Annotated in this window: 19 protein-coding genes and 1 pseudogene; 14 read left to right on the top strand and 6 right to left on the bottom strand. The window is 72.4% G+C overall.

What is annotated here, in order from left to right:
- The first annotated feature begins 194 nt into the window (after positions 1-194).
- From ABZ862_RS22540 to ABZ862_RS22530, 3 genes are all read left to right on the top strand, one after another.
- Positions 195-818: a TetR/AcrR family transcriptional regulator gene (locus ABZ862_RS22540; RefSeq protein WP_360960737.1), complete on the top strand. Its 624-nt coding sequence runs from the start codon at positions 195-197 to the stop codon at positions 816-818.
- A gap of 82 nt (positions 819-900) precedes the next feature.
- Entirely contained in the window at positions 901-1,602 is a 702-nt protein-coding gene (locus ABZ862_RS22535) for a ribonuclease HII (RefSeq protein WP_360960735.1), read from the top strand.
- A 68-nt stretch (positions 1,603-1,670) separates the two neighbouring features.
- A complete protein-coding gene (locus ABZ862_RS22530; protein WP_360960733.1) occupies positions 1,671-2,312 on the top strand; it encodes a hypothetical protein in 642 nt (213 codons plus the stop codon).
- 537 nt (positions 2,313-2,849) lie between these two features.
- Here ABZ862_RS22530 and ABZ862_RS22525 read toward each other — a convergent pair.
- Entirely contained in the window at positions 2,850-3,470 is a 621-nt protein-coding gene (locus ABZ862_RS22525; protein WP_360960731.1) for a hypothetical protein, read from the bottom strand.
- Between the two features lie 291 nt (positions 3,471-3,761).
- Entirely contained in the window at positions 3,762-5,930 is a 2,169-nt protein-coding gene (locus ABZ862_RS22520) for a RecQ family ATP-dependent DNA helicase (protein WP_360960730.1), read from the bottom strand.
- 112 nt (positions 5,931-6,042) lie between these two features.
- Here ABZ862_RS22520 and ABZ862_RS22515 point away from each other — a divergent pair, with 112 nt between their 5' ends.
- The 6 genes from ABZ862_RS22515 to ABZ862_RS22490 all read left to right on the top strand — a co-directional run bounded on the left by ABZ862_RS22515 (position 6,043) and on the right by ABZ862_RS22490 (position 15,275).
- Complete coding sequence (locus ABZ862_RS22515; RefSeq protein WP_360960729.1) at positions 6,043-7,767, top strand: DUF4192 domain-containing protein; 1,725 nt, start codon at positions 6,043-6,045, stop codon at positions 7,765-7,767.
- A 388-nt stretch (positions 7,768-8,155) separates the two neighbouring features.
- Entirely contained in the window at positions 8,156-8,914 is a 759-nt protein-coding gene (locus ABZ862_RS22510) for an NUDIX hydrolase (protein ID WP_360960727.1), read from the top strand.
- Between the two features lie 237 nt (positions 8,915-9,151).
- Positions 9,152-11,209 (top strand): ATP-binding cassette domain-containing protein, encoded by a 2,058-nt coding sequence (locus tag ABZ862_RS22505; RefSeq protein ID WP_360960725.1) that lies wholly within the window; start codon positions 9,152-9,154, stop codon positions 11,207-11,209.
- A 162-nt stretch (positions 11,210-11,371) separates the two neighbouring features.
- Entirely contained in the window at positions 11,372-12,259 is an 888-nt protein-coding gene (locus tag ABZ862_RS22500) for a FadR/GntR family transcriptional regulator (protein ID WP_360960723.1), read from the top strand.
- Positions 12,260-12,731: 472 nt separating this feature from the next.
- Positions 12,732-14,276 (top strand): RNA polymerase sigma factor, encoded by a 1,545-nt coding sequence (locus tag ABZ862_RS22495; protein WP_360960721.1) that lies wholly within the window; start codon positions 12,732-12,734, stop codon positions 14,274-14,276.
- Positions 14,277-14,417: 141 nt separating this feature from the next.
- Complete coding sequence (locus ABZ862_RS22490) at positions 14,418-15,275, top strand: serine protease (protein ID WP_360960719.1); 858 nt, start codon at positions 14,418-14,420, stop codon at positions 15,273-15,275.
- A gap of 130 nt (positions 15,276-15,405) precedes the next feature.
- Here ABZ862_RS22490 and ABZ862_RS22485 read toward each other — a convergent pair whose 3' ends face one another.
- Positions 15,406-15,636: a hypothetical protein gene (locus ABZ862_RS22485; protein ID WP_079309265.1), complete on the bottom strand. Its 231-nt coding sequence runs from the start codon at positions 15,634-15,636 to the stop codon at positions 15,406-15,408.
- 440 nt (positions 15,637-16,076) lie between these two features.
- Between ABZ862_RS22485 and ABZ862_RS22480 the strand changes: the two genes are divergently transcribed.
- From ABZ862_RS22480 to ABZ862_RS22465, 4 genes and pseudogenes are all read left to right on the top strand, one after another.
- Positions 16,077-18,200 (top strand): DNA topoisomerase IV subunit B, encoded by a 2,124-nt coding sequence (locus ABZ862_RS22480; protein WP_360960717.1) that lies wholly within the window; start codon positions 16,077-16,079, stop codon positions 18,198-18,200.
- A gap of 144 nt (positions 18,201-18,344) precedes the next feature.
- Positions 18,345-18,717 (top strand): annotated as a pseudogene (locus ABZ862_RS22475) (LuxR C-terminal-related transcriptional regulator); the annotation flags it as partial.
- A gap of 61 nt (positions 18,718-18,778) precedes the next feature.
- Positions 18,779-19,342: a DUF485 domain-containing protein gene (locus tag ABZ862_RS22470; protein ID WP_360960715.1), complete on the top strand. Its 564-nt coding sequence runs from the start codon at positions 18,779-18,781 to the stop codon at positions 19,340-19,342.
- On the top strand, positions 19,339-20,928 hold the full coding sequence (locus ABZ862_RS22465) for a cation acetate symporter (protein ID WP_360960714.1): 1,590 nt from the start codon (positions 19,339-19,341) through the stop codon (positions 20,926-20,928). The genes ABZ862_RS22470 and ABZ862_RS22465 overlap by 4 nt, the downstream gene beginning before the upstream one ends.
- A gap of 132 nt (positions 20,929-21,060) precedes the next feature.
- Here ABZ862_RS22465 and ABZ862_RS22460 read toward each other — a convergent pair whose 3' ends face one another.
- From ABZ862_RS22460 to ABZ862_RS22450, 3 genes are all read right to left on the bottom strand, one after another.
- Positions 21,061-22,002 carry a sucrase ferredoxin gene (locus ABZ862_RS22460; protein ID WP_360960712.1) on the bottom strand — a complete coding sequence of 314 codons (942 nt, stop codon included), beginning with the start codon at positions 22,000-22,002 and terminating at the stop codon, positions 21,061-21,063.
- 233 nt (positions 22,003-22,235) lie between these two features.
- Positions 22,236-22,472 carry a hypothetical protein gene (locus tag ABZ862_RS22455; protein WP_360960710.1) on the bottom strand — a complete coding sequence of 79 codons (237 nt, stop codon included), beginning with the start codon at positions 22,470-22,472 and terminating at the stop codon, positions 22,236-22,238.
- A 170-nt stretch (positions 22,473-22,642) separates the two neighbouring features.
- Positions 22,643-23,182 carry a DUF6082 family protein gene (locus ABZ862_RS22450; protein WP_360960708.1) on the bottom strand — a complete coding sequence of 180 codons (540 nt, stop codon included), beginning with the start codon at positions 23,180-23,182 and terminating at the stop codon, positions 22,643-22,645.
- 535 nt (positions 23,183-23,717) lie between these two features.
- Here ABZ862_RS22450 and ABZ862_RS22445 point away from each other — a divergent pair.
- On the top strand, positions 23,718-24,854 hold the full coding sequence (locus ABZ862_RS22445) for a GTP-binding protein (protein WP_360960848.1): 1,137 nt from the start codon (positions 23,718-23,720) through the stop codon (positions 24,852-24,854).
- The last annotated feature ends 28 nt before the right edge of the window (positions 24,855-24,882 follow it).

Raw genomic sequence — 24,882 nt, 5'->3', positions numbered from 1 at the left:
CCGCACCCGGATTCTGTCCCTGAGTCAGCTGAGAGGTTGTCACGATGGGTCCTCCACGAGTGCGTCAGTGAACGCAGTCGTTCCCTCGGGGCGTCGCCGTGAGGTGCCTCCTCGCTCCACCGCCCCACCGCCACCCGGTACGTCTCTCCCCACCGCTCCGTACCCCCGCTCCCCTGTCTGCTGGAGACACTCAGATGGTTACCTCGCGCTGGACGGCCGCCCCCGCTCCGACGGCCTCCCTCCGCAGGCGCGGCGTCGTCCTCGAACGCGCCATCCTGGACGCCGCGCTGGAACAGCTCGGCACGGTCGGCTGGAAGGGCCTCACCATGGAAGGTGTCGCCGCCGGCGCCCAGACCGGCAAGGCCGCGGTCTACCGGCGCTGGCCCTCCAAGGAGGACCTCGTCGCGGACGCCCTGCAGGCCGGGCTGCCCCGTTTCGATGCCGCGCCCGATCTCGGAAGTGTGCGCGCGGATCTCCTGCAACTGTGCCGTCAGGCCCGCGAGGCGATGTACTCCCGTCCAGGGTTCGCGCTTCGCTCTGTCATTCACGAATGCGATCCGGTGCAGGCCGGGCGCTTTCGTGAAGTCATTTTCGCGGGGGTGCTCGAACCGGCCGGCAGACTGCTCCGAGAGGTCATCGAGCGGGGTATACGGCGAGGTGAGGTGCGGCAGGATGCGGCCAACGGTTACGTCTACGACGCCATCCCGGCCATGATGATGTACCGCTCCAAGGTGTGCGGAAGCGAATGGCCTGCATCGGACCTCGAGGAGATGGTGGACCGGCTGATGCTGCCGCTGCTGCGGCCCGGCCCGCGCTGACCGGGAGTGGCGCATCCCGCACGCCCGCGCGGGGAAACCTGGGTGTCGCCGGGGGATCCAGGCGGCGTACGCTATGGGCGCCATGCCGTACGAACCGCCTACTCACACCGTTGAGCGCTCCCTCCGTGCCACGACCGGAGCGAAGGTCATTGCCGGTGTCGACGAGGTGGGGCGCGGCGCGTGGGCCGGACCGGTCACCGTGTGCGCGGCCGTGACGGGACTGCGCCGACCCCCGGAGGGCCTCACCGACTCCAAGCTGCTCACCGTCAAGCGGCGTGACCGGCTCGCCGAACTCCTGCGCGAGTGGGTCACGTCGTACGCGCTGGGGCATGCCTCGCCGCAGGAGATCGACAGCCTGGGGATGACCGCGGCCCTGCGGCTCGCCGCGGGGCGCGCCCTGGAGGCCCTGCCCGTCCGGCCCGACGCGGTGATCCTCGACGGGAAGCACGACTACCTCGGTGCCCCGTGGCGGGTCCGTACGGTCATCAAGGGCGACCTGTCCTGTGTGTCCGTCGCGGCGGCTTCCGTGATCGCCAAGGTCCAGCGCGACAAAATGATGGCCGAACTGGGTATGGACCATGCAGACTTCGGTTTTGCGGACAATGCCGGGTATCCGTCGCCCGTGCACAAGGCCGCGCTGGAGAAGCGGGGACCCACCCCGTACCACCGGTTGACGTGGGCCTATCTCGATGGGCTGCCCCAGTGGCGGCACCTCAAGAAGGTCCGCGGTCGGGCGGACGGAGGCGGTCCGGAGATCGAGGGGCAGCTGGGCTTCGACTTCTGACCGTTCTGTTCGCACTCATGTGCCACCCGACGACGCGATCAGCGCCGACGTTTGATAGACATCAGCCCATGCCTCTCATTCCCGAGGAGCCTCAGATTCACGAGAGTGCCCAGGGTCCCCGCGTCACTCCGGCCAGTGGCCGTACCGCGCCGACCCCCCGCCCTGTACCCGGCCCGCGCCCCGCGGCTCCGTCGCGTCCGGGCCGTCCCGGACCTCTCCGGCCCACGCCCCCGGCGCAACGCGCGCCGCGTGACGTGCCCCCGGCCGTGCCCGGACCCAAGGGTCCGGCCGCGGCTTCCCCGTCCTCCGCCACCTCTGTGACCCCGCAGATCCAGCTGATCCCGGCCACCCTCGACGGCGCGCTCGACGCCGCCGACGAAGCCGTGGACCTGCTGCTGGACTCGGGCCGTGCCCCCGGCGACGTCCTGGTGATCACCACCGGTGACCCGCACCCGTGGGCCGCGCACGAACTGTCCTTCGGCGACGCCTCCTACTGGGCGCAGCACGATGCCGGTGACGACGTGTTCTACACGGACGCCGCCGGCGCGGGACGTGCCGCGCCACGTGCCGTGGTCGTCGTGGCCGTCAACGGCGGCCCGGACGCCGCTGCCGCCACCGTGCTTCCGCTGGCGCATGCCAGGGCCGGTGCCCTGCTGATCGTCTGCGGTGACCCGCAGCGGATCAACTCGGTGCTGGGTACGGGCGTCTGAACGTCCCCGTGCGCCGGGTGCGTTCAGGAGTGTGACGACGGGTGCCGCCGAGGCGGCACCGGCACGGAGTCGCCTCCGGCGTGCCCGGATGTCCGGACGTCCTGCGGGCAGGTGTCTGCGGGCCTGCCGGACATCCGGTCGGCAGCGGCCATGGTGCCGGTCCGCCCGTGCCGGTCCGCCCGTGCCGGGCGGATCGTTCGCGGGTGCGTCCGGCGGTCCGTTCACGGGTGTGCCGTCATGCCGCCGTCCGACGTCGGCGTCGCACACTCCGGCCCGCGGAGCGGCGCACGACGGGCCCCCGTACCGCCGCCGGGCCTGACGGGCGGCGGAGGCGTGAGGCGACGGCCCACGGTTCCGTACCCGGCAAGGCCCCGTTTTCCGAAGAGCTCCGGCCCGGCAGGGTTCCGGAAGGACGGCGAGCGCACGGCGGTCCCGCGCGGGGCACCGGCGGGTGAGGCGGACGCCGTTCGCCGTCGGCCGACGGCGAACGGGCGGGTCCGCGCGTTCCCGGCCGTCGCGGCGCGGCCGGGCGCCGCCTCATCTGGCGGCAGCGCGGCGCAGGACCTCCGAGACGGCGCCGCCGGTGCGCGGCAGCGGAGGAGGGGCCTCCGAGAGCCCGAAGGGCTCGGGTGACGAGTGCGCGTTCGGACGGCGGCCGCCACGGCCCTCGCCGAGCACGTTCCAGCCGTCGTGCGTCAGCGTGATGTACGCCCCGCAGCGCAGTCCATGGAGGGTGCACGCGTCACGCAGCCCCCACATCCACGCGCCGTCCTCCTCCGTCCAGCCCGGGTCGCCCTCGCGGCAGTAGACCAGTACGGCGGTCCGCACGGGGGACCGGCGCCGCAGGTCGTGCGGGATGATCCGGCGCAGCTGGGAGAGCAGCGCGTTGCGGAACATCCAGCCGTCCGCCGGGGCGGGACGGCGCGCGAACGAGGCGCTGGCCAGCAGCCGCTCCTCGGGGTCCAGCACGGCCACGATCGCGGTCGACGGTCTCGGGCGGTGCCGGGAATGCAGACCGCTGACCACTTCACGGGGACTGACCAGCAGCGGGATCCCGGCGGAAGTCCACTCCGCAGGCTCGAGCAGACGGCTGGCGGAAGATGCGGACGCGGACGTCGGCAAGGATGCCGCCGAGGACGGAGCGAATCCGAAGGTCACGTTCCTCCCTTCGGCTACGCGCCCACACTGCGGGCGGGATCGGATTCCAGGGGCGCACACCGCAGCAGGGCTCAACCTGATCACGGCCGAGCCGTGCGGGGAGCGGACTCCAATTCTCGCTGTCGAACTGAGATGCGGCAACGAGCAATTGGGACCACTCGAAATTATCTGCTGATGTGCGTCATATGTTCCTACCCGGTGTGTCCTCGGACACGCCCGGTGGGGAGGGACGGGCCCTCGCCGGCACCGCGGACCCCCGGAGGCGGCACGGTCGGCCCCGCGGGAGACGCGTCAGCCCCGCACGGCGAGGACGAGCGGCAGCACCTCCTCGGCGCCGGACTGCAGCAGCATGCGCGCCGCGACGGCGAGCGTCCAGCCCGTTTCCGTGCAGTCGTCGACGAGGAGTACGGGCCCCCGGGCCTCGGCCAGCGTCGCCGCGAGCGAGGGCGGTACGGTGAGCGCGCCCTCCAGGGCCCTCAGCCGCTGTGCGCTGTTGCTCCGGGGGATCGGTGCGGCGTCCGTCGCGTACGACACGGAGCCCAGCAGCGGCAGCCGCCCGACCTCCGCGATGCGCACGCCCAGGGAACGGATCAGCTGCGGCCGGGTGCGTGAGGGGAGGGTGACGACACCCACCGGGCGGGGTCTGCCGCCGGCCGTGGCGGACGCCCAGCCGTCCGGTCCCTTGGCCCAGTCGGCCAGCACGCCCACCACGGCCCGTGCCACGTCGTCCGGCACCGGGCCGTCGGAGGTCCCGGGCGCCAGCAGCGGCCGCAGCCGGTTGCCCCAGCCGATGTCCGACAACCGCCCCAGGGCGCGCCCGGCCGAAGCCTGTTCACGGGCCGGGATGCGTCCCCTGAGACCGATGCCGATCGCCGGCAGTCCCGTCGGCCACATCCGGCGCGGCTCCACCTCGACACCCGCCCGGCCCAGATCGGCGAGCGCGGCGTCCACCGCCGTGGCGGACGCGTCCCCCGTGAAGCGGGCCCCCGCGCAGTTGTCGCAGCGGCCGCACGGCTTCGCGCCCTCGTCGTCCAGCTGCTGCTGCAGGAACTCCATCCGGCAGCCGGTCGTCGCCGCGTACTCGCGCATCGCCTGCTGCTCGGCCTTGCGCTGCCGTGCCACCCAGGCGTAGCGCTCCGCGTCGTACGTCCACGGCTGCCCGGTCGCGGTCCAGCCGCCCTTGACCCGCCGGACCGCACCGTCGACGTCCAGCACCTTGAGCATCGACTCCAGCCGGGAGCGGCGCAGCTCCACCAGCGGCTCCAGCGCCGGCAGCGACAGCGGCCGGTCCGCCGCGGCGAGAACGTCGAGGGTGCGGCGCACCAGGTCCTCGGACGGGAAGGCGAGCGAGGCGAAGTACTCCCAGATGGCCTCGTCCTCCCGGCCCGGCAGGAGCAGTACCTCGGCGTGCTCGACCCCGCGCCCGGCGCGGCCGACCTGCTGGTAGTACGCGATGGGGGAGGAGGGCGAGCCCAGATGCACCACGAAACCGAGATCAGGCTTGTCGAAGCCCATGCCCAGCGCGGAGGTGGCGACCAGCGCCTTGACCCGGTTGGCGAGCAGGTCGTCCTCGGCCTGCTGCCGCTCCGCGTTCTCCGTCTTCCCCGTGTACGCGGCGACCGTGTGCCCGCGCTGCCGCAGGAAGGCCGTGACCTCCTCGGCCGCGGCGACGGTCAGCGTGTAGACGATCCCCGAACCGGGCAGCTCGTCGAGGTGGTCGGCGAGCCACGCCAGCCGGTGGGCCGCGTCCGGCAGGCGCAGCACCCCCATCCGCAGGCTCTCCCGGTCCAGCGGCCCGCGCAGCACCAGTGCGTCCGAGGAACTGCCCGTGCCCAGCTGCTCCGCGACGTCCGCCGTCACCCGCGCGTTGGCGGTCGCCGTGGTGGCGAGCACGGGCACGCCCGGCGGCAGTTCGGTGAGCATGGTGCGCAGCCGCCGGTAGTCGGGGCGGAAATCGTGCCCCCAGTCGGAGATGCAGTGCGCCTCGTCCACCACGAGCAGCCCGGTGGCCGCGGCGAGTCCGGGCAGCACCTGATCGCGGAAGTCGGGATTGTTCAGCCGCTCGGGGCTCACGAGCAGTACATCCACCGCTCCCGCCGTGATCTCTTCCTGGACGGTGTCCCACTCCTCGGTGTTGGCGGAGTTGATCGTCCTGGCGTGGATTCCCGCACGCGCGGCGGCCTCCACCTGATTGCGCATCAGGGCGAGCAGCGGGGAGACGATCACGGTCGGTCCGCCGCCCCGCGACCTCAGCAGTGAGGTCGCCACGAAATACACCGCGGACTTCCCCCATCCGGTGCGCTGCACGACCAGCGCCCGGCGCCGCTCGGCGACCAGCGCCTCGACCGCCCGCCACTGGTCCGCGCGCAGCCGCGCCGCGCCCGTCCCGTCGCCGACGAGACGGGCGAGGACCGCATCGGCCTCCGCCCGCAGATCCGCATCGCTCGTGTGCTGCTCCATGCCCCCATACAACAGCACGCCACCGACAACGGCCCTTGGTGCTTGTCGTGTCCTTGATCGGACTTGTCCACAGGCTCCGACGGGATCCTGAGATCTGCGAGATCGTCACCGCATGACGAATCACAGCGAAACCACTGGATCCGCCGGATCCTTCGAGAACGGTGACATCGCGGGACGTGTCGGGCCTGACGGACATGGTGGGCGTGACCCGGACACCAGGCGCACCAGGCGCGAGGGGCGTGACGGGCGGGCGGCCGACGCCGGCCGCCCGCTGCGCGACGTCCCGTCCACCGCCCACCAGGTCACCCTGCGCACCCCCGGTGAACTGGCGGATGCCCTGCCGTACCTCCTCGGGTACCGTCCCGAGGACAGCATGGTCCTCGTGGCCCTCCACGAGGAGGGCGGACGCGGCAGGTTCGGCGGGCGGGCCCGGCTCGGCATTCCCGTGAGCGCCGAGGACTGGGACGCGGCGGCCCGGCAACTGGCCCAGGGCCTGGTCAAGGGCAGCGAGCGCAGGGGGACACGCCCCGCCCAGATGGTCGCCTACGTCTGCCGGGAACCGGCGGACGGCGGGTCGGGGCGTCAGGTCATGGAACGGCTGCGCCCGCTGGCGCAGTTGCTCCGCACGGAGTGCGGCCGGCTCGACATCCCGGTGATCGAGGCGGTGTGCATCTCCGCCGGGCGCTTCTGGTCGTACTGCTGCGAGCAGGAGGCGTGCTGCCCGTCCGAGGGCACGCCGATGGGCCTGCCCGGCACCTCCGTGATGGCGGCCGCGGCGGCCTACGCCGGAGTCCGGGTGCGCGGCACCCTCAGCGAGCTGCGGTCCCGGCTGATGCCCTGGGAGGGCGCCTCCGCCGCGGACCAGGAGAGGGCGCTGGACGCCGCCGCCCTGACCCTCGTCCCCCGGATCGTCGACGACGCGGCACGCGCGGACGTCGCACGGGAGACCCTGGCGCTCGCCGAGCGCCTGGTGAACCGCCTCGCTGCGACCCCACCCGTGTCCGGCACCCTTCCGGCGGACCTCCGCGACGACGAACTGCTGGCCCACGACGAGGCCGCCGCTCTCGTCCTGGGCCTCCAGGACCGCACGACCCGCGACCGCGCCGCCGAGTGGATGGAGGGAGAGGAGGCACCCCCGGCCCTGCGTCTGTGGCGCGCACTGGCCCGCCGCTGCGTCGCTTCCTACGGCGAGCACGCCGCGGCGCCGCTCACCCTCGCCGGATGGGTCGCATGGTCGACCGGTGACGACATCGAGGCCCGGGAGGCCTTCACCATGGCCCTGGCGGCCGACCCCGACTACCTCTTCGCCCGGCTGCTCCACCAGGCGTGCAACGAGGGCCTGGACCCGGAGTCCGTCCGCCGCTGCCTCCGCACGGAACGGGCGGGGCACACCGCGCCGGACGGCGCGGACGGGGCGGCGGACGGGTCGTCCCAGGAGCCCGGCAGGGCGGAACACGGAGAAAGGACACCGGACGGGCCGGAGGCGGCCGGCGGGATCGGGACCGGCCCGCGGACGGCGGCCACCGCCAGGTCGTGTGCCGACCCCGACACCGGGTTCCTCGCCCGCCACGGGCGTCTCGCACGCCGTCGGGCCGACGACCCCGTCCCGCGGCCCCGTGCCCTGCGTGCCGTGGGACGCCGGACGCGCCGCGCGCCCCTCGGCGGCCACGCCCGCCCCGGCACCGCCGGACCCGGCGCGCAGCGTCCGCGCACCGCGGGCAGGGACGACCTCCACCGGGCCGGCACCGGCACCGGTGGAGCGGGGCGGCGCACCGCCGCCGAACCGGACGGCTCACGGCCCGCGAGCGGGAACGACGGCACCGAAGGGGAGGTGTGACCGGTCGGGAGGAGGGCGCCGCGGGCTGGAAGCGAAGTGCCCCGGGCCGAGAAGGAGAGGTGACCCGGGCCGGAAGGGAGGTGCGGTCGGCCGGAGACGCCGGCCGGGGCACGCCTGCGGGCGCGGCAACCCGGCCCCAGGGCCGTGCCCGGGGCGGGACGGCCACGCGGCGGCGCCGGACGTGTCCGGGCGCGAGCCGGAGGGCGGGCCGCGGTGCCCCGGAAGGCGGCGGCGGTGCGCACGCATCCCGGGGCTGTGGCGGTGTGCACGCGCCCGGCGGCCGGCGCCCCTTCCTCGCAGGCCCGGACCCGCCCGGGTGATCTGGACCAACCGCCGGAGGGACGGCGAAGGGAGTGTTTATCGTCAGGGAGACGACTATGATCGCCGCATGCCCTACGACCCGTCAGCCTTTCCGCCCTTCGCCGTCACCGTGGACCTGGTCGTGCTGACCGTGCGCCGCCATGCCCTCTGTGCGCTGGCGGTGCGCAGGGGAGAGTCGCCCTTCCAGGGACGCTGGGCGCTGCCCGGTGGTTTTGTGCGGGCCGACGAGGATCTCGCCCAGGCGGCCGCGCGCGAACTGGCCGAGGAGACCGGGCTGCGTGCCCATGACCCGGCCGCCCCCGCCCACGTCAACGGCGCCCATCTGGAACAGCTCGCCACCTACGGCGACCCGGAGCGGGACCCCCGGATGCGCGTGGTCAGCGTCGCCCACCTGGCGCTCGCCCCCGACCTCCCGGCCCCCCGGGCGGGCGGCGACGCCAGCAACGCGCGCTGGGCGCCGGTGGAGGAACTGCTGAAGCAGGGCGGATACGGGCGCGACGGCGAACAGGCGGCACCCCTGGCCTTCGATCACGTCCAGATCCTCTCCGACGGGGTGGAACGGGCCCGCTCCAAGATCGAGTACTCGTCGCTCGCCACCGCGTTCTGCCCGCCCGAGTTCACGGTCGGGGAACTGCGCCGGGTCTACGAGGCGGTGTGGGGGGTGGTGCTCGACCCGCGCAACTTCCACCGGAAGGTGACGGGTACGCCCGGCTTCCTCGTGCCCACCGGAGGGACGACCACGCGCCAGGGCGGACGCCCCGCGCAACTGTTCCGTGCGGGTGGGGCCACCCTGCTCAATCCCCCGATGCTGCGCCCGGAGGTATGACCCCCTGGATCCGCCCCGGCGAGGGCCCGCGGGTGCCGAGAGCGACCGGGTTTCCGTGCACGGGCCGGGCCCGCGAACTCCGGACCGGGCACGCGGAGCGGCGGATCGCGGCTCCGGGACAGGGATCGCGCGCCGCGCGCGGGGCCCGTACGGTGCCCGCGCGGGCGTCCGTCGGGCGTTGCGCGCCTAAACCGCTTATGCCCAGAAAACCGCACATAGCGCGCTATCTTGCTGCGCGTGATCCAGGCCATCGGACTGACCAGCAACCCCCGCAAGGACCATCCCCCCGCCGTCGACGACGTCTCCTTCGAGGCCCACCCCGATCACGTCACCGCGCTCCTCGGAGCGCCGGGCGCGGGCAAGACGACGGCGCTGAGGCTGATGCTGGAGCTCCAGCAGGGCCGCGGGATCACCTACTTCAGGGGCCGTCCCCTGCACCGCATCGCCCATCCCGCACGTGAGGCCGGGGTGCTGCTGGGCGATGTGCCCGGTCACCCGGCCCGCACGGTACGCGGTCATCTGCGCATGCTGTGCGCGGCGGTGGGTGTACCGTCCGGCCGAGCCGACGAAGTCCTGGAAGAGACAGGTCTGGTCAGCCTGCGCGACCAGCACCTGGGAACCCTGTCCCGCGGCCTGGACCGCCGCCTCGGTCTCGCCTGCGCCCTGCTCTCCGACCCGCACACCCTCGTGCTCGACGACCCTGCCGGCGGGCTCTGTTCCCGTGAGGGCCGCTGGCTGCACGAGAGGCTGCGGGCCCACGCGGAGCAGGGCGGCACGGTGCTGTTCAGCACCGCCGACCCCAAGGAGGCGGCCCGTACCGCCGACCGCGTCGTCACCCTCGAACAGGGCAGACTGGTCGCCGACCAGGCGGTCCGGGACTTCGCGCGTACCCGGCTCCGCCCTCGCGTGGCCGTCCGCAGCCCGTACGCCGCGCGGCTGGCCGCCTTCCTCGCCAAGGAGGCCCGTGGCGAACGGCGTTCCGTCGAGGTGGTCCAGGAGGGCGGCAACCGCCTCTCCGTCTACGGCAGTAGCTGCGCGGACATCGGTGAGACCGCGTTCCGTCACGGCATCCTCGTTCACCGACTGGCCGACGAGGTCGGTGACATGGGCCCGGCAGCGGCCACGGAGGTCCCGGACCGCGGGGCTCCCGGGTCCACCGCCCGGCCGACCCGGTCGGCTGCGACGGCCGCCCGTCCGCCGGCGTGGGTGACCACCGCGCCGGGTGCTGCGGAGGCGCCGGAGGCGCCGCGCATGCCGGGTGCTCCGCAGCCTGCGGCCGGGGGTGAGCGGCCTTCCGCCGAGACCCCCTGGCCGTCCCCGTCCGTGGACACCATGCCCGTCCAGGATGCCCGGGCGGCCGCGGAAGCCACGGACCCGGAGGCCGTGGACGCGGAGGACACCGGGCGGACCGGGACCGTGCCGCGCCCGGCATCCCTTCCGAACCCGGCGTCCCTTCCGCGCCCGGCGGACGGCCCTGCCCGCGATCGCCTGTCCCCGCTGCCGCCTCCCCTCTCCGTGCGCCCGGCGCCCGGCCCCCTGCGGCCGCTGCGCTACGAACTGCACCGGATCGCCGGGGTGAGCACCGCATATCTCACCGCCGCCGCCGTGCTCGCCGTGTCCGCGCTCACCGCCGTACTGCTGGCCCGTGCCGGACACACGCCGCAGGCACGGCTGTTCGCGGCCTGGCCGCAGGAGTTTCCCCTGCCTCCGGCGGCTCTCGGCGCGGGACTGCTGGGTGCGCTGGCTTCCGGCGACGAGTTCCGTCATCCCGCTCTGGCGGCCGATCGCGGCACCGTGCCCCGCCGGCTGGGGCTGCTCACCGCGAAGCTCCTGGTGTCCACGGCCGTCGCCGTGCTGCTGGCCGTCCTCACGATCGGCTGCGACGCCGAACTCCTCTACCTCCTGTACGGGCGGGAGGTGGTGGAGGTTCCCGTGGACCGGTTCCCGCTCGCCGCGAGCTGGCTGGGTCTGGTCGCCGGGTGCGCCTGGGCCGGGGTGCTGGCCGCGGGAGTCTTCCGTTCCACCGCGGCCGGTCTCGCCGCGGTGGTGGCCGTGCCGGTCGTCGTCGTGCCTCTGCTGCGCAAGGTGATCGAGGGGCCGAACGTACGGACGGCCGCCGGATTCCCCCTGCGGCTGCGGCAACTGCTGCTGTGGCGGTGGCCCTTCGGAAGCGAGCGCCACCTGCTCGCGGCGGCCAGGGTGGTTGCCCAACCCGTGGGCGCCGCAATGGCGTTGTCGCTGGCCGTCCTGCTCTGCGCGTATCTGCTCACCACCCTGCGCAGCAGGGTCCGATGACGACCGACCGCTCCCTTCCGGTCCCGTCTCGTGCACAACTCCCCAGGGAAAGGCCAATTCTTTCCGATAAGGCGTCAATTCCGACGGGGTGAGCGATCACCCTTTCGTGTGCTTTTCACCAAAGCCCTCAAGGCAGTTGGGGACGGAGCCGACAAAGGATCCGTGAGTACCCTTGCGCACGCCATGATGACCGCCGCCCGCTCCTCGGACTCCGGCCTCGCCGGCCCGGGCGGATTCGACCGCTACCCCTACGCCGAAGGCCCCGCCCCCGATCGGATCGGACCGCACATCTGGGACGGCGCCGATCCCGAGCTGGCCCGGGTCGGCCGGCGCGCCGCCGGCAGCCGGGGCCGCGGCCTGCACGGCCAGCTCGTCCAGCAGCTCGGCCAGATGATCGTCTCGGGTGACCTGGGCGCCGACCGCCCGCTGGTGCCCGAGGAGATCGGCCAGCGTTTCGAGGTGTCCCGCACCGTGGTCCGTGAGTCGCTGCGTGTCCTGGAGGCCAAGGGTCTGGTGAGCGCCCGGCCGAACGTCGGCACACGCGTGCGTCCCGTCAGCGACTGGAACCTCCTCGACCCGGACATCATCGAATGGCGCGCCTTCGGGCCGCAGCGGGACGACCAGCGCCGCGAGCTGAGCGAGCTGCGCTGGACCATCGAGCCGCTCGCCGCCCGCCTCGCCGCCGGGCACGGGCGCGAGGACGTCCAGCAGCGCCTCTCCGACATGGTCGAGATCATGGGCCACGCCATGGGGCAGGGCGACGCGCTGACCTTCTCCCGTGCGGACGCCGAGTTCCACAGCCTGCTCATCCAGGTCGCGGGAAACCGGATGCTGGAGCACCTCTCCGGGATCGTGTCGGCCGCCCTCCAGGTCTCCGGCGGGCCGGTCACCGGCTGTGAGCGGCCCCACGAGACGGCGCTGGCGCAGCACGGCCGGATCGTCACCGCGCTCGCCGAGGGCGACGGAGCCGCGGCCGAGGGGGCCATGCGTCAGCTGCTCACCGTCCATCCAGAGGTCGAGCGTGTGGTGCCCGCGCCCCGCGAACACTGACCCGGGCGCGGGGCGCGACGCGGGGCCGGGCCGCGTCGCCGCCCGGTCATCCGCCGGGCCGCCCGCCCGGTCCGGGGCGCGCCTGCCTGCCGGACCCCGCCGGACCCCGCCCGACCCTTCGGGCGGTCGGCGGGGTCCGCTGCTGTGGCGGGGCGGGAAAGGGTGCCGCGCGGGCATGCTCCGGGGTGCCCCAAGATCCACAAGATCGCACATGAGCTACCCTGTATGCATATGACCGGTTTTACATGCTTATGGTGTGTGACTCGGGCCACGCGGATTCGGCGTAACACTGGTGGAAACAGCGCGATGACTTAAGAGGTGACAGCCGCGGAAGGAATACGGACGCCGTCATAGGCGCTGTGCATCTTCCCGGCCCCGCCCGCGCCGTCGGCCCATCCCCAAGCCGGCGGTCGGCTCCTGTCCGTCACGGACGGGGCCGGAAGCCGTTTTCCAACGTTCCGAGAGGTTGTTCGTGTCGGCCAGCACATCCCGTACGCTCCCGCCGGAGATCGCCGAGTCCGTCTCTGTCATGGCGCTCATCGAGCGGGGAAAGGCTGAGGGGCAGATCGCCGGCGACGATGTGCGTCGGGCCTTCGAAGCCGACCAGATTCCGGCCACTCAGTGGAAGAACGTACTGCGCAGCCTCAACCAGATCCTCGAGGAAGAGGGTGTGACGCTGATGGTCAGTGCCGCGGAGCCGAAGCGCACGCGGAAGAGCGTCGCTGCGAAGACTCCGGCCAAGCGCACCGCGACCAAGACGGTGGCGGCGAAGACGGTGACCACACGGAAGGCCACCGCCCCGACCCCGGCCGCTCCCGCCGCTCCGGTGGCCGACGAGTCCGCCGAGGAAACCGCTCCCGCGAAGAGGGCTGTCGCCAAGAAGGCCGCTCCCGCCAAGAAGGCGGCGGTGGCGAAGAAGGCGGCTCCCGCCAAGAAGACGGCGGCCAAGAAGACCACCGCCAAGAAGGACGACGGCGAGCCCGTCGAGGACGAGGTGCTCGAGGACGCCAAGCCCGGTGACGAGCCGGAGGGCACCGAGAGTGCCGGTTTCGTGCTCTCCGACGAGGACGAGGACGACGCGCCGGCCCAGCAGGTCGCCGCCGCCGGAGCCACCGCCGACCCGGTCAAGGACTACCTCAAGCAGATCGGCAAGGTCCCCCTGCTCAACGCCGAGCAGGAGGTGGAGCTCGCCAAGCGCATCGAGGCGGGTCTCTTCGCCGAGGACAAGCTGGCCAACGCCGACAAGCTCGCCCCGAAGCTCAAGCGTGAGCTGGAGATCATCGCCGAGGACGGGCGCCGCGCCAAGAATCACCTCCTGGAGGCCAACCTCCGTCTGGTGGTCTCGCTGGCCAAGCGCTACACCGGCCGCGGCATGCTCTTCCTGGACCTCATCCAGGAGGGCAACCTCGGTCTGATCCGCGCGGTCGAGAAGTTCGACTACACCAAGGGCTACAAGTTCTCCACGTACGCCACCTGGTGGATCCGTCAGGCGATCACCCGCGCGATGGCCGACCAGGCCCGCACCATCCGTATCCCGGTGCACATGGTCGAGGTCATCAACAAGCTCGCGCGCGTGCAGCGCCAGATGCTCCAGGACCTGGGACGCGAGCCCACCCCGGAGGAGCTGGCCAAGGAACTCGACATGACCCCCGAGAAGGTCATCGAGGTCCAGAAGTACGGCCGTGAGCCGATCTCGCTGCACACCCCGCTCGGTGAGGACGGTGACAGCGAGTTCGGTGACCTCATCGAGGACTCCGAGGCCGTCGTCCCGGCCGACGCCGTGAGCTTCACGCTTCTGCAGGAGCAGCTCCACTCGGTTCTGGACACCCTGTCCGAGCGTGAGGCCGGTGTCGTGTCCATGCGTTTCGGGCTCACCGACGGCCAGCCGAAGACCCTGGACGAGATCGGCAAGGTGTACGGCGTCACGCGCGAGCGCATCCGCCAGATCGAGTCCAAGACCATGTCGAAGCTGCGCCACCCGTCGCGTTCGCAGGTGCTGCGGGACTATCTCGACTAGAGACGGCCCGTCGACGGTCTGTGCGCCGGAGGCCCGGCTCCCTGGTGGGAGCCGGGCCTCCGGCGTCTTCGCGCGGGTGCGGGCCGTGGCCGTCTGGATCACTCTGGGTGTCTCGTGATCATCCCAGAGTGAGGATTCCGTATGCGTCATTCCCTGGTCCGGGCCCTGGCCCGGCCTCTGGCCCTGGCGGCGTCGGCGGCCGTCATACCCCTGGTGTCGGCGGCCCCCGCGGCCGCCGGCCGGGTCGTCGTCGGCGGTTTCCCCGTCGACGTGTCCGGGAGCCCCTGGACGGTCGCCCTGTCCAGCCGTGACCGGTTCGGGGGTACCCGCGCGGGGCAGTTCTGCGGTGGTGTGGCGGTCGGGCCGGTGACCGTGCTGACCGCGGCCCACTGTCTGGGCGACGAGGTGCTGGGTGCGCCACCCCACCGCGCGGTGGACCTGAAGATCATCGCGGGCCGTACGGAACTGTCCGGGTCCGGGGGAGAGGAGATCCCCGTGCGCGACGTGCGGGTGAATCCGGAGTACGACGGCGCGACCCACTCCGGGGACTTCGCCGTGCTCACCCTCGACGCCCCCCTGCCGGCGGACGCGGTGATTGCGACGGCGGGCGAGGGCGACCCGGCCTACCTGCCGGGGACCCCGGCCACGGTGTACGGCTGGGGAGACACCTCGGGCACCGGCCGGTACGCGCACGGCCTGTATGCGGCGCCTCTCCACGTCCTCGCCGACGACGTCTGCGAACGCGCCTATCCGGGCGGTGCCGACGGCACCTACCGGGCCGGCACCATGCTGTGCGGCGGGGAGGCCGAGGGCGGCCCGGACGCCTGTCAGGGCGACAGCGGCGGTCCGCTCGTGGCGGGAGGGAAGCTGATCGGTCTGGTGTCCTGGGGGAGCGGCTGCGGTCAGCCCGGGAAGCCGGGCGTCTATACGCGGATGTCCTACGTGGTGCGCGCACCGGGTGCGGAGGTCTCCGGGGCGCAGGGGCCCGGCCGCCGCTGAGGGAGCCCGGGGACACCTGGGCGCTCGGGGTGCTTCGAAGGAGTACGAGGGCGGGCGGTCGCCCCTTCTGCCAGGAGCCACCGCCCGCCCGCCGGCCTGTGCCGGAGATGCTCGTCGTGGTGGTGAGACGTCAGCGCTCTTCTTCGGATGCCGATGCCGGAACGGTGGTCAACCGCTCTGTCTCGTCCTGTATCTCAGCGGCGATCTTCTTGAGTTCCGGCTCGAACTTGCGACCGTGGTGGGCGCAGAAGAGCAGTTCTCCGCCGCTGAGCAGGACGACGCGCAGGTATGCCTGGGCGCCGCAGCGGTCGCAGCGATCAGCGGCCGTCAGCGGGCTCGCGGGGGTCAGAACAGTAGTCACGTCGCCTCTTCTCTAGCTCGACGAGCTGTCGTACCAGGGTCAACATCCAACCAGGCCCAAAACGTTCCCGCTCGGGCCTCTCGCTCGAAAAAAACTTCCGAGGTGGCCGTCTGCTGCCGGTTGGCGGCGAATGTGCCGTAATGCGTCGCTCTGTGTCTTACGGTTTCGCGCTGTCGGTCAATGTCGGTCCTCCCGGCCGGCTTGCCGGTTGTTCATGAGGACGTGCCCGGAGCCTAAATGGTTCATGCGCCGAAGGGAACGTGATATGTACTTCACTCCATCGAGGGATCGAACACGCTTACGACTCTGGTCTAGGCTGAGGGGCTGACGCGGGTGGCGTTACAACGTCTCTACCAGGGCTCGGTACCCTCGGGGGGCGACTGGAGCCCGCGCCCTTACCCCGAAGGGTCCCACCCGAAATTCAGCGAGGAGCGAACCGCGTGACCGCCGAGACGTCCGTGCCGTCCACCACACTGCTGGCCTCAGCAGACCGGGACGGTTCCAACTACACCGCGCGGCACCTGCTCGTCCTGGAGGGGCTCGAGGCGGTGCGCAAGCGCCCGGGCATGTACATCGGGTCGACCGACAGCCGCGGCCTGATGCACTGCCTGTGGGAGATCATCGACAACTCCGTCGACGAGGCCCTGGGCGGCTACTGCGACCACATCGAAGTGATCCTCCAGGACGACGGATCCGTGGAGGTGCGGGACAACGGCCGCGGCATCCCCGTGGACGTCGAGCCCAAGACCGGTCTGTCCGGTGTCGAGGTCGTCATGACCAAGCTGCACGCCGGCGGCAAGTTCGGCGGCGGCTCCTACGCCGCGTCCGGCGGTCTGCACGGCGTCGGCGCCTCCGTGGTGAACGCCCTGTCCGCCCGGCTCGACGTCGAGGTGGACCGTGCCGGGCACACCCACGCCATCAGCTTCCGCCGAGGTGTCCCCGGCGCTTTCGCGGGCGGCGGCCCGGACGCGGGGTTCGAGTCCGCCAGCGGACTGCGCAAGACCAAGAAGATCCCCAAGAACCGCACCGGCACGCGGGTGCGCTACTGGGCCGACCGGCAGATCTTCCTCAAGGACGCCCAGCTCTCCCTGGAGACGCTGCACCAGCGTGCCCGCCAGACCGCGTTCCTGGTCCCGGGCCTGACCATCGTCGTCCGCGACGAGTACGGTCTGGGCCCGGACGGCAGCAAGGGCGAGGAGTCGTTCCGGTTCGACGGCGGGATCAGCGAGTTCTGCGAGTACCTGGCCACCGACAGGCCGGTCTGCGACATCCTCCGCTTCACCGGGCAGGGCACCTTCAAGGAGACCGTGCCGGTCCTCGACGACCACGGCCAGATGACCCCGACCGAGGTCACCCGTGAACTCGGCGTCGACGTGGCGCTGCGCTGGGGCACCGGCTACGACTCGACCCTCAGGTCCTTCGTCAACATCATCGCGACACCCAAGGGCGGCACCCATGTCGCCGGCTTCGAGCAGGCCGTCCGGGAGACGATGAACGAGGCGCTGCGCGCCAAGAAGCTGCTGCGTGTCGCCGAGGACGACATCGTCAAGGACGACGCCCTCGAAGGGCTGACCGCCGTCGTCACCGTGCGGCTGGCGGAGCCGCAGTTCGAGGGCCAGACCAAGGAGGTCCTCGGCACCTCGGCGGCCCGCCGCATCGTGAACACCGTCATCTCCAGGGAGCTCAAGGCATTCCTGACCTCCACCAAGCGTGACGCGGCCGCCCAGGCCCGGGTGGTGATGGAGAAGGTCGTCGCCGCCGCACGCACCCGCATCGCGGCCCGCCAGCACAAGGACGCCCAGCGCCGGAAGACGGCTCTGGAGTCCTCCTCCCTGCCCGCCAAGCTGGCCGACTGCCGCAGTGACGACGTGGAGCGCAGCGAGCTGTTCATCGTCGAGGGGGACTCGGCGCTCGGCACGGCGAAGCTCGCCCGCAACTCCGAGTTCCAGGCCCTGCTGCCGATCCGCGGCAAGATCCTCAACGTCCAGAAGTCGTCCGTGACGGACATGCTCAAGAACGCCGAGTGCGGTGCCATCATCCAGGTCATAGGGGCCGGGTCGGGCCGTACCTTCGACATCGACGCGGCCCGCTACGGCAAGATCATCATGATGACCGACGCCGATGTGGACGGCTCCCACATCCGTACGCTGCTGCTGACGCTGTTCCACCGCTACATGCGGCCCATGGTGGAGTCGGGCCGGGTCTTCGCCGCGGTGCCGCCGCTGCACCGGATCGAGATCGTCCAGCCCAAGCGGGGCCAGGACAAGTACGTGTACACGTACTCGGACCGCGAGCTGCGGGACAAGCTGCTGGAGTTCCAGACCAAGAACATCCGCTACAAGGACTCCATCCAGCGCTACAAGGGCCTCGGCGAGATGGACGCCGACCAGCTGGCCGAGACCACGATGGACCCGCGCCACCGCACCCTGCGCCGGATCAACCTCTCCGACCTGGAGTCCGCCGAGACGGTGTTCGACCTGCTCATGGGCAACGACGTGGCACCGCGCAAGGAATTCATCTCCAACTCGGCGGCCACGCTCGACCGGTCGCGGATCGACGCGTAGCGCCCGTCCGGCGGAGGGCCCGGAGAGCGTCGGAGTCACCTCCCGACGCGGGTGAGCCCACGTGGCTCCGCCGAACCCCGGCGGAGCCACGCCGGCGAGCCCGGACGGCTTCGCCCGCCCCGTCCGGTTCGGCGGAGGCGGGGGCGCGGGTGTCTCACCGAGGACGCCGGCGGTGACGGGACCCTGCGGGCCGTGCGCGGCGCGCCTTTGGGGACGCGGGACTGTCACCGGGCATCCAACGGCGTCTGCCGGAGCGGCTGTCGGAGCCTCCGCCGCAGCCGCCGGTTCCCGCGGAGGCGCCCGACGGGCTCACCACGCGGGAGACCGCGGTGCCCGTCCTCGTCGCCGAGGGGCTCGCCGACCAGGAGATCGCCCGCGGTCCGCAGGTCTCCACCGCGACGGTGAAGACCCACAGCGGCAATCCGTTCGCCAGGACGGCCTCAAGGACCGTGCGGGTGTGGTGGGTTACGCGTCCGCGAGACGACTTGTGCGCCCTCCAGGGGATGTACTCACCTGATGGGGTGAATACCCCGAAGAAGTAGTTTTGGTGATCCTCCCGTTATGCCCATCCTTGGGGCATGCAGTCAAGCAATGTCCGTCCCCGCGAAGGCGGCGGCGGCTCCGAGAGCTGGGCCGGTGACGGCTGGCGTCCCGCGTCGGTGTCCACGACGGGGGAGACGATGTACGAGGATCCCTGGCGCGACCTCTTCGCCCCCGGCTGGGGGGAGCCGGCCGACGGGGAGACTCCGGCCCCCGGTCCCGCCGTTGTGCCCGCCGCCCGCCAGGAGCAGGAGGCGCCGGCGGACCGCGCCGCCGAGGTCTATCTGGACGTGCAGCGCAGCCCTGCCTTCCAGGAGGTCCGCAGGCGGTACCGGAGGTTCGTGGGACCGTGGACGGTCGCCTTCCTGTGCTGGTACGTGGGGTACGTGGTGCTGGCGACGACCGTCCCCGGCCTGATGGCACGGCCGGTGGCGGGGGCCGTGAACGTGGCGATGGTCGCCGGACTGGGGCAGTTCCTCACCACGTTCCTGCTCACCTGGGCCTATGCCCGGCACGCCCGGGTGCGCAGAGACCGGGCCGCGCTCGAACTGCGCTGGGACACACAGGAACTGACGCGTGAGGCGGGAGGCGGCAGACGATGACCGGGCCTCATCAGACTCTCGCCTTAGTGCTGTTCAGCGCCTTCGTCGCCGTCACCCTGGCGATCACGACCTGGGTGAGCCGCAAACGGCACGGATCGGCCGAGGAGTTCTACGCCGGAGGACGCCTCTTCACCCCGCTGGAGAACGGGTTCGCCATCGCCGGCGACTACATGTCGGCGGCGTCGTTCCTCGGCGTGGCGGGAGTGATCTCGCTCTTCGGCTACGACGGCCTGCTGTATGCGGTGGGCTTCCTCGTCGCCTGGCTGGTGGTGCTCTTCCTCGTCGCCGAACTGGTCCGCAACTGCGGCCGGTTCACCCTCGCCGACGTGCTCGCCGCGCGGATGAGCGAGCGGCCCGTGCGGATCGCGGCGGGAACCTCCTCGGTCATCGTCTCCGTCTTCTACCTGGTGGCCCAGATGGTGGGCGCGGGCAGCCTGGTGGCGCTGCTGCTCGGGCGGACCGGCGCGGCGGCCCAGGCGTGGACGGTCATCGGCGTCGGCGCGCTCATGGTGATCTACGTGTCGCTGGGAGGGATGCGGGCCACCACCTGGATCCAGATCGTCAAGGCGGTGCTGCTGCTCGGCGGCACCGTCGTACTGACGGTGCTCGTCATGATCCGTTTCCACGGTGACTTCAACCGGCTGCTGCTGTCGGCCGCCGCGCGCAGCGGCCACGGGGACGCGTTCCTGGCACCGGGCCTGAAATACGGCGGGGACTGGACCGAGCGGTTCGACTTCATCAGCCTCGGCCTGGCCCTGGTCCTGGGCACCGCCGGGCTGCCCCACATCCTGTCCCGCTTCTACACGGTGCCGACCGCCCGGGCCGCCCGCCGCTCGGTCGTCTGGTCGATCGCGCTGATCGGCGGGTTCTACCTGATGACGATCGTCCTGGGCTTCGGGGCGACCGCGATCGTCGGTCCGCAGGCCGTCCGGGAATCGAACGCAGCCGGCAACACGGCCGTCCCGCTGCTGGCCCTCGACCTGGGCGGCGGCGCGGACTCCACCGGAGGGACCGTGCTGTTCGCCGTCGTGGCGGCCGTCGCCTTCGCCACGATCCTCGCGGTGGTCGCCGGGATCACGCTCGCCTCCTCGGCGTCCGTGGCGCACGACCTGTACGCGTCGCTGCGCCGCCGCACCAAGCCGCGCAGCGAGGTGGCCGTCGCCCGGGTGGCGGCGGTCGGCATCGGCCTGGTCGCGATCGCCCTCGGTCTGCTGGCCAAGGACCTCAACGTCGCCTTCCTGGTCGGTCTCGCCTTCGCGGTGGCGGCCTCCGCGAACCTGCCCGTGCTGCTGTACTCGCTGTTCTGGCGCGGTTTCACGACCCGCGGCGCACTGTGGTCGGTGTACGGCGGCCTCGTTCCGGCGCTGGTGCTCGTGGCCCTGTCCCCGGTGGTGTCCGGGACGCCGGAATCGCTGTTCCCCGGCCTCGACTTCCAGTACTTCCCGCTGGAGAACCCGGGTCTGGTCTCCATCCCGCTGGGCTTCTTCGCGGGCTGGCTCGGCACGGTCACCTCGGCCGAGGCCCCGGACGAGGCCCGGCACGCGGAGACCGAGGTGCGCTCCCTGACGGGGGCGGGGGCCGTCTAGGCCCTGCCCCGGTACATCGTGCCGCCGTAACCGCCGCCGTAGCCGTGGGAGCACTCGTCCCACGGGTGCGTGCAGCGGCGCGGCGGTCACGGGGGTCAGGGGAGGCGGGGGTTGCGGCGCGACCCGCGCCGGTCAGCGGGCGGAGGCCGCCGCCGTCAGCTCGCGCACCGCGATCACGTCCATCCGGCCCGGCGTGCCGAGCACGGTGGCGCCGCAGCTCTCCCGGCGGGGCGGACCGGCGGCGCCCTGCGCCACGACGACACGCCAGTGGCGCCCGTCGGTGTGGGCGACGGTGACCTCCCAGAGCGGTGCGCCACCGTCCGTGCGGACGACGCTCAGCGCGTCCGCCGCGTACTCGCCGGCGGCCGAGCGCACGGCCAGCTCGGCCGCCTGCCCGGGCCGCTGCCAGGCCGAACTCCCGCGGCAGCCCTCGACGACGACCCGCCCCTCCCGGACGCCCCGCAGGATCTCCTTGACGGCAGGGGCCTCGACCCTCCCGTAGGCATAGCCGTACGGGAGGACGAGCACGGTCGGGGAGAAGCGGTGACCGCCCAGATGGGTGACCTCCCAGACGCCCGGGACGCCCGAGGCGCCGAGTTCGGCGGCCAGGGGGCGGCCGAGGAGGGCGCAGCAGCGGTCACGCTTGCCATTGGTGCACACGAGGGCCAGCGGACCGCCGGTGTGCCGGGTGCCGCCGAGTGCCGTGCCGAACGTGCGGTGGTCGCCGCGGCCGAGGGCGGCGAAGTCGAGGTCGAGCAGTTGCCGGGGGTCCCGGGTCGTGGCGCCGTGCAGCCACGCGTTGCCGGGCGTCGTGTGCGCCGCGTACACCTGGCGTACGGCGGATCCGCCGCGGTCGGCGTGCGGTCCAGGGCGGCGGACGAGCGCGATCCGTACGCCGGTGCCGTGGGCGGCCCGCTCCAGCGCGCGGCCGACGGCGGGGTCCAGATGGCTGGAGGTGAGCGCCCTGGCCCCCCAGGGGCCGGGCTGTTCCAGCAGCAGCCATGTCGTCGCGGTGGCCGCGGTCGCCGCGACGGGCTCGTCGAGACTGCGGGAGACGGTCGTGCACGTACTCACACAGGTGAGCCTAACCTGGCTTGCTGGTGGTGCTCTCCGGACGCACTGGTGCCGGGCTCCGGCAGTGGTCGAGGGACCTGGCCCGGCACGGTCGGGTGCCGGGCTTGCGGTGCGCAGAGGACGGGGTGGTGGTCTGCTGGGTCGGGGGCTGCCCTCAACCGCTCGGCGGTGGTGTGCGGGGGGCTGAACACGGCGAGGCTGCGGATCGGCTCGCTGCCCGGAACGGTCTCGGGTCAGGAGTCGGGGATGTCCGCCTTGGCGCGGACCAGTGTCTCCCGTGTGATGACGACGATGCGTTCGTAGTCCGCGCGTCCTGCGTCGGACGGCAGCATGCGCTCGAGTTCTGCCGTGGCCTCCGTGCCGATGACGGCGAAGTTCCCGTCATGGAGCTCGAAGATGTCAGGACAGGTGTCGCCGTTCAGGCTGCCCCGTTCGCGAGGTGACGCGCCGAGGCGGCGCACGATCTTCAACTGAATACCGATCCTTGCGATGTGCCGATGGAACAAGGCAAGTATCTCCCCGGTGATCACTGTGACTCCAGAGGTTTCATCCCGCCGATGTCGCCGGATCGGGTGATGACGGAGCGTCAGTTGTCGAACACCCCTGCCAGCGGCGCCGGACGGCCGGTTTCCTCAGCCGCTCACAGCGTCTCCTCGTCGGGCGGTTCGCCCACCACCCACCACTCGTCGGTGTCCGCCTCGGCCAGGGTCTCGATGATCCCGTCCACCATCCGGCCCACGCGCGCCTCGTCGGACGAGCTGATGAGGCTGCTGCGGCTGGGCCGGGTGGCTTCCCAGTACTCGCGGAAGATCTGGTTCTGGCAGGTGATCCTCAGATAGCCGTGCAGTTCCTCCCAGGTCACGACCTTGATGCGGTAGGCGAGCAGCGCATTGGTGTAGAGCGCGTTGGCGAACAGGAACTGACGGTGCCTCGGCGCCGGGACGGCACCGTTGTGGGTGTCCAGCACCGCCGCCAGCGCGGGGTCCTCCATGGCCTTGCTCAGCAGCTCCCACTGGAGCCGCTGCTGGCGGGCGAGATCGGCGTGCCGCTGCCGTTCGGCCAGCTGCGTGCTCCGCTCCCGTCTGCGCCGGGAGGACGCGGCGCCCGCCGCGACCGCGACGGCCAGTGCCGCCGCCGCGACCGGGCCGTATCCCCGGCGCCGGGACCTCTGTGCTGCCATGACCACCCCCGATTCAGGCGACCGCCCACCGGTCGTCGGGACCCGGGCGGCCGACGGGGACCGGCGGGCGGCGCATGCCTGCTCCCAGGGTGCCCCGGCCGGTGCCCGCGGGGGAGGCGGAGAAGAGGCGCACAGGAGGAAGCGAGGGTCGCACATCCCGGCGCCCTGCCCGGTGTCCGCCCGGTAGGTACGCCGGGTGACCGCGCGCCGGATGCCTGTCCGGCGGATCACGCGGCAGACGCGGGGACCGGTGTGTCCCGGCTCTGTGTGCGGGGGCGGTGGTCTGTCGTGCCGGCTCTCTCCCTCGCCGGGCAGCCATGCGTGCCGGTCTCCGTGCAGCCGGTCCGCCGGGTGCGGTGCCGCCGGTCTTGCCCCGCCCGGTCCCCGGGACGGGCCCCGTACCCGTCGGCCCCGCCCGTATCCTGGGCGGCGGGTGCTCGCCCCGCCTGCCTGCCCCTGCCCGCGCCGGTCCGCGGACCGGCGCACGTGTCGGCGTGAAAGAGGTCGCCCGTTGAGCCAGCCGAGCCCGAGCCCGATCACCGGGAGCCCGAGCCCGACCACCGGCCCGCACCGCGCCCCGCGGCAGATCCCCGTCGTCGTCCTCGCCGGTTTCCTCGGCGCCGGGAAGACGACCCTGCTGAACCATCTCCTCCACCACAGCGGAGGCAGCCGTATCGGCGCGATCGTCAACGACTTCGGGGCGATCGGGATCGACGCCATGGCCGTCGCGGGCGCCCTCGGCGACTCCACCGTCTCCCTCGGCAACGGCTGTCTGTGCTGCGCGGTGGACACCGGTGAACTCGACGACTACCTCGGTCGCCTGGCACGGCCCTCCCTGGGCGTCGACGTCATCGTCATCGAGGCCAGCGGACTCGCCGAACCACAGGAACTGGTGCGCATGGTGCTCGCCGGCGAGCAGCCGGACGTCGTCTACGGCGGGCTGGTCGAGGTCGTCGACGCCGCCGAGTTCGACGACACCCGGGCGCGGCACCCGGAGGTCGACCGGCACCTCGCCCTCGCCGACCTCGTCGTCGTCAACAAGGCCGACCGGGCCGGGGACACCGAACGGATCCTCGCCCTGGTACGGTCCCTCGCCGACCGGGCCGCCGTCGTCGCGGCCTCCTACGGGCGTGTCGACCCCGCGTTCCTCTTCGACTGCCGGCCCGCCGGGGAACGCGTCGGGCAGCTGTCCTTCGACGACCTGCACGACCCGCACGACCCGCACCCGGACCGTGCCCCCGGCCAGGGCGATCACCACGACATCCACGCCGGGCATCTCCACGCCGCGTACGACAGCCTCTCGTACGTCAGCGAGGTCCCCCTCGACCCACGCCGGCTGATGGCCTTCCTCGACAGCCGCGCCGAGGGCCTCTACCGCATCAAGGGCTACGTCGACTTCGGGCCGCACGACATCCGCAACCGCTACGCCGTGCACGCCGTCGGCCGCTTCCTGCGCTTCTACCCGGAGCCCTGGCCCGCCGCCGAGCCGCGCCGCACCCAGCTCGTCCTCATCGGCACCGCCCTCGACACGCCCGCCCTCGCCAAGGAACTGGAGGCCTGTACGAGCGACGCCCCGCACGCCGACGAGCACGGCATGTGGGGCGTCCTGCGCTATGTGCGGGAACCCGGGCCGCAGGACCCGGCCCCCCGCACACCTGCGCCGCAGGTCTGACCTGTCCTGCTTCTCTCCCTGCTCCCTG

This window comes from Streptomyces sp. NPDC047000, from assembly GCF_040644295.1.
In the GTDB taxonomy this organism is placed as follows: Bacteria; Actinomycetota; Actinomycetes; order Streptomycetales; family Streptomycetaceae; genus Streptomyces.
This window is presented reverse-complemented; position numbering and strand designations above follow the sequence as displayed.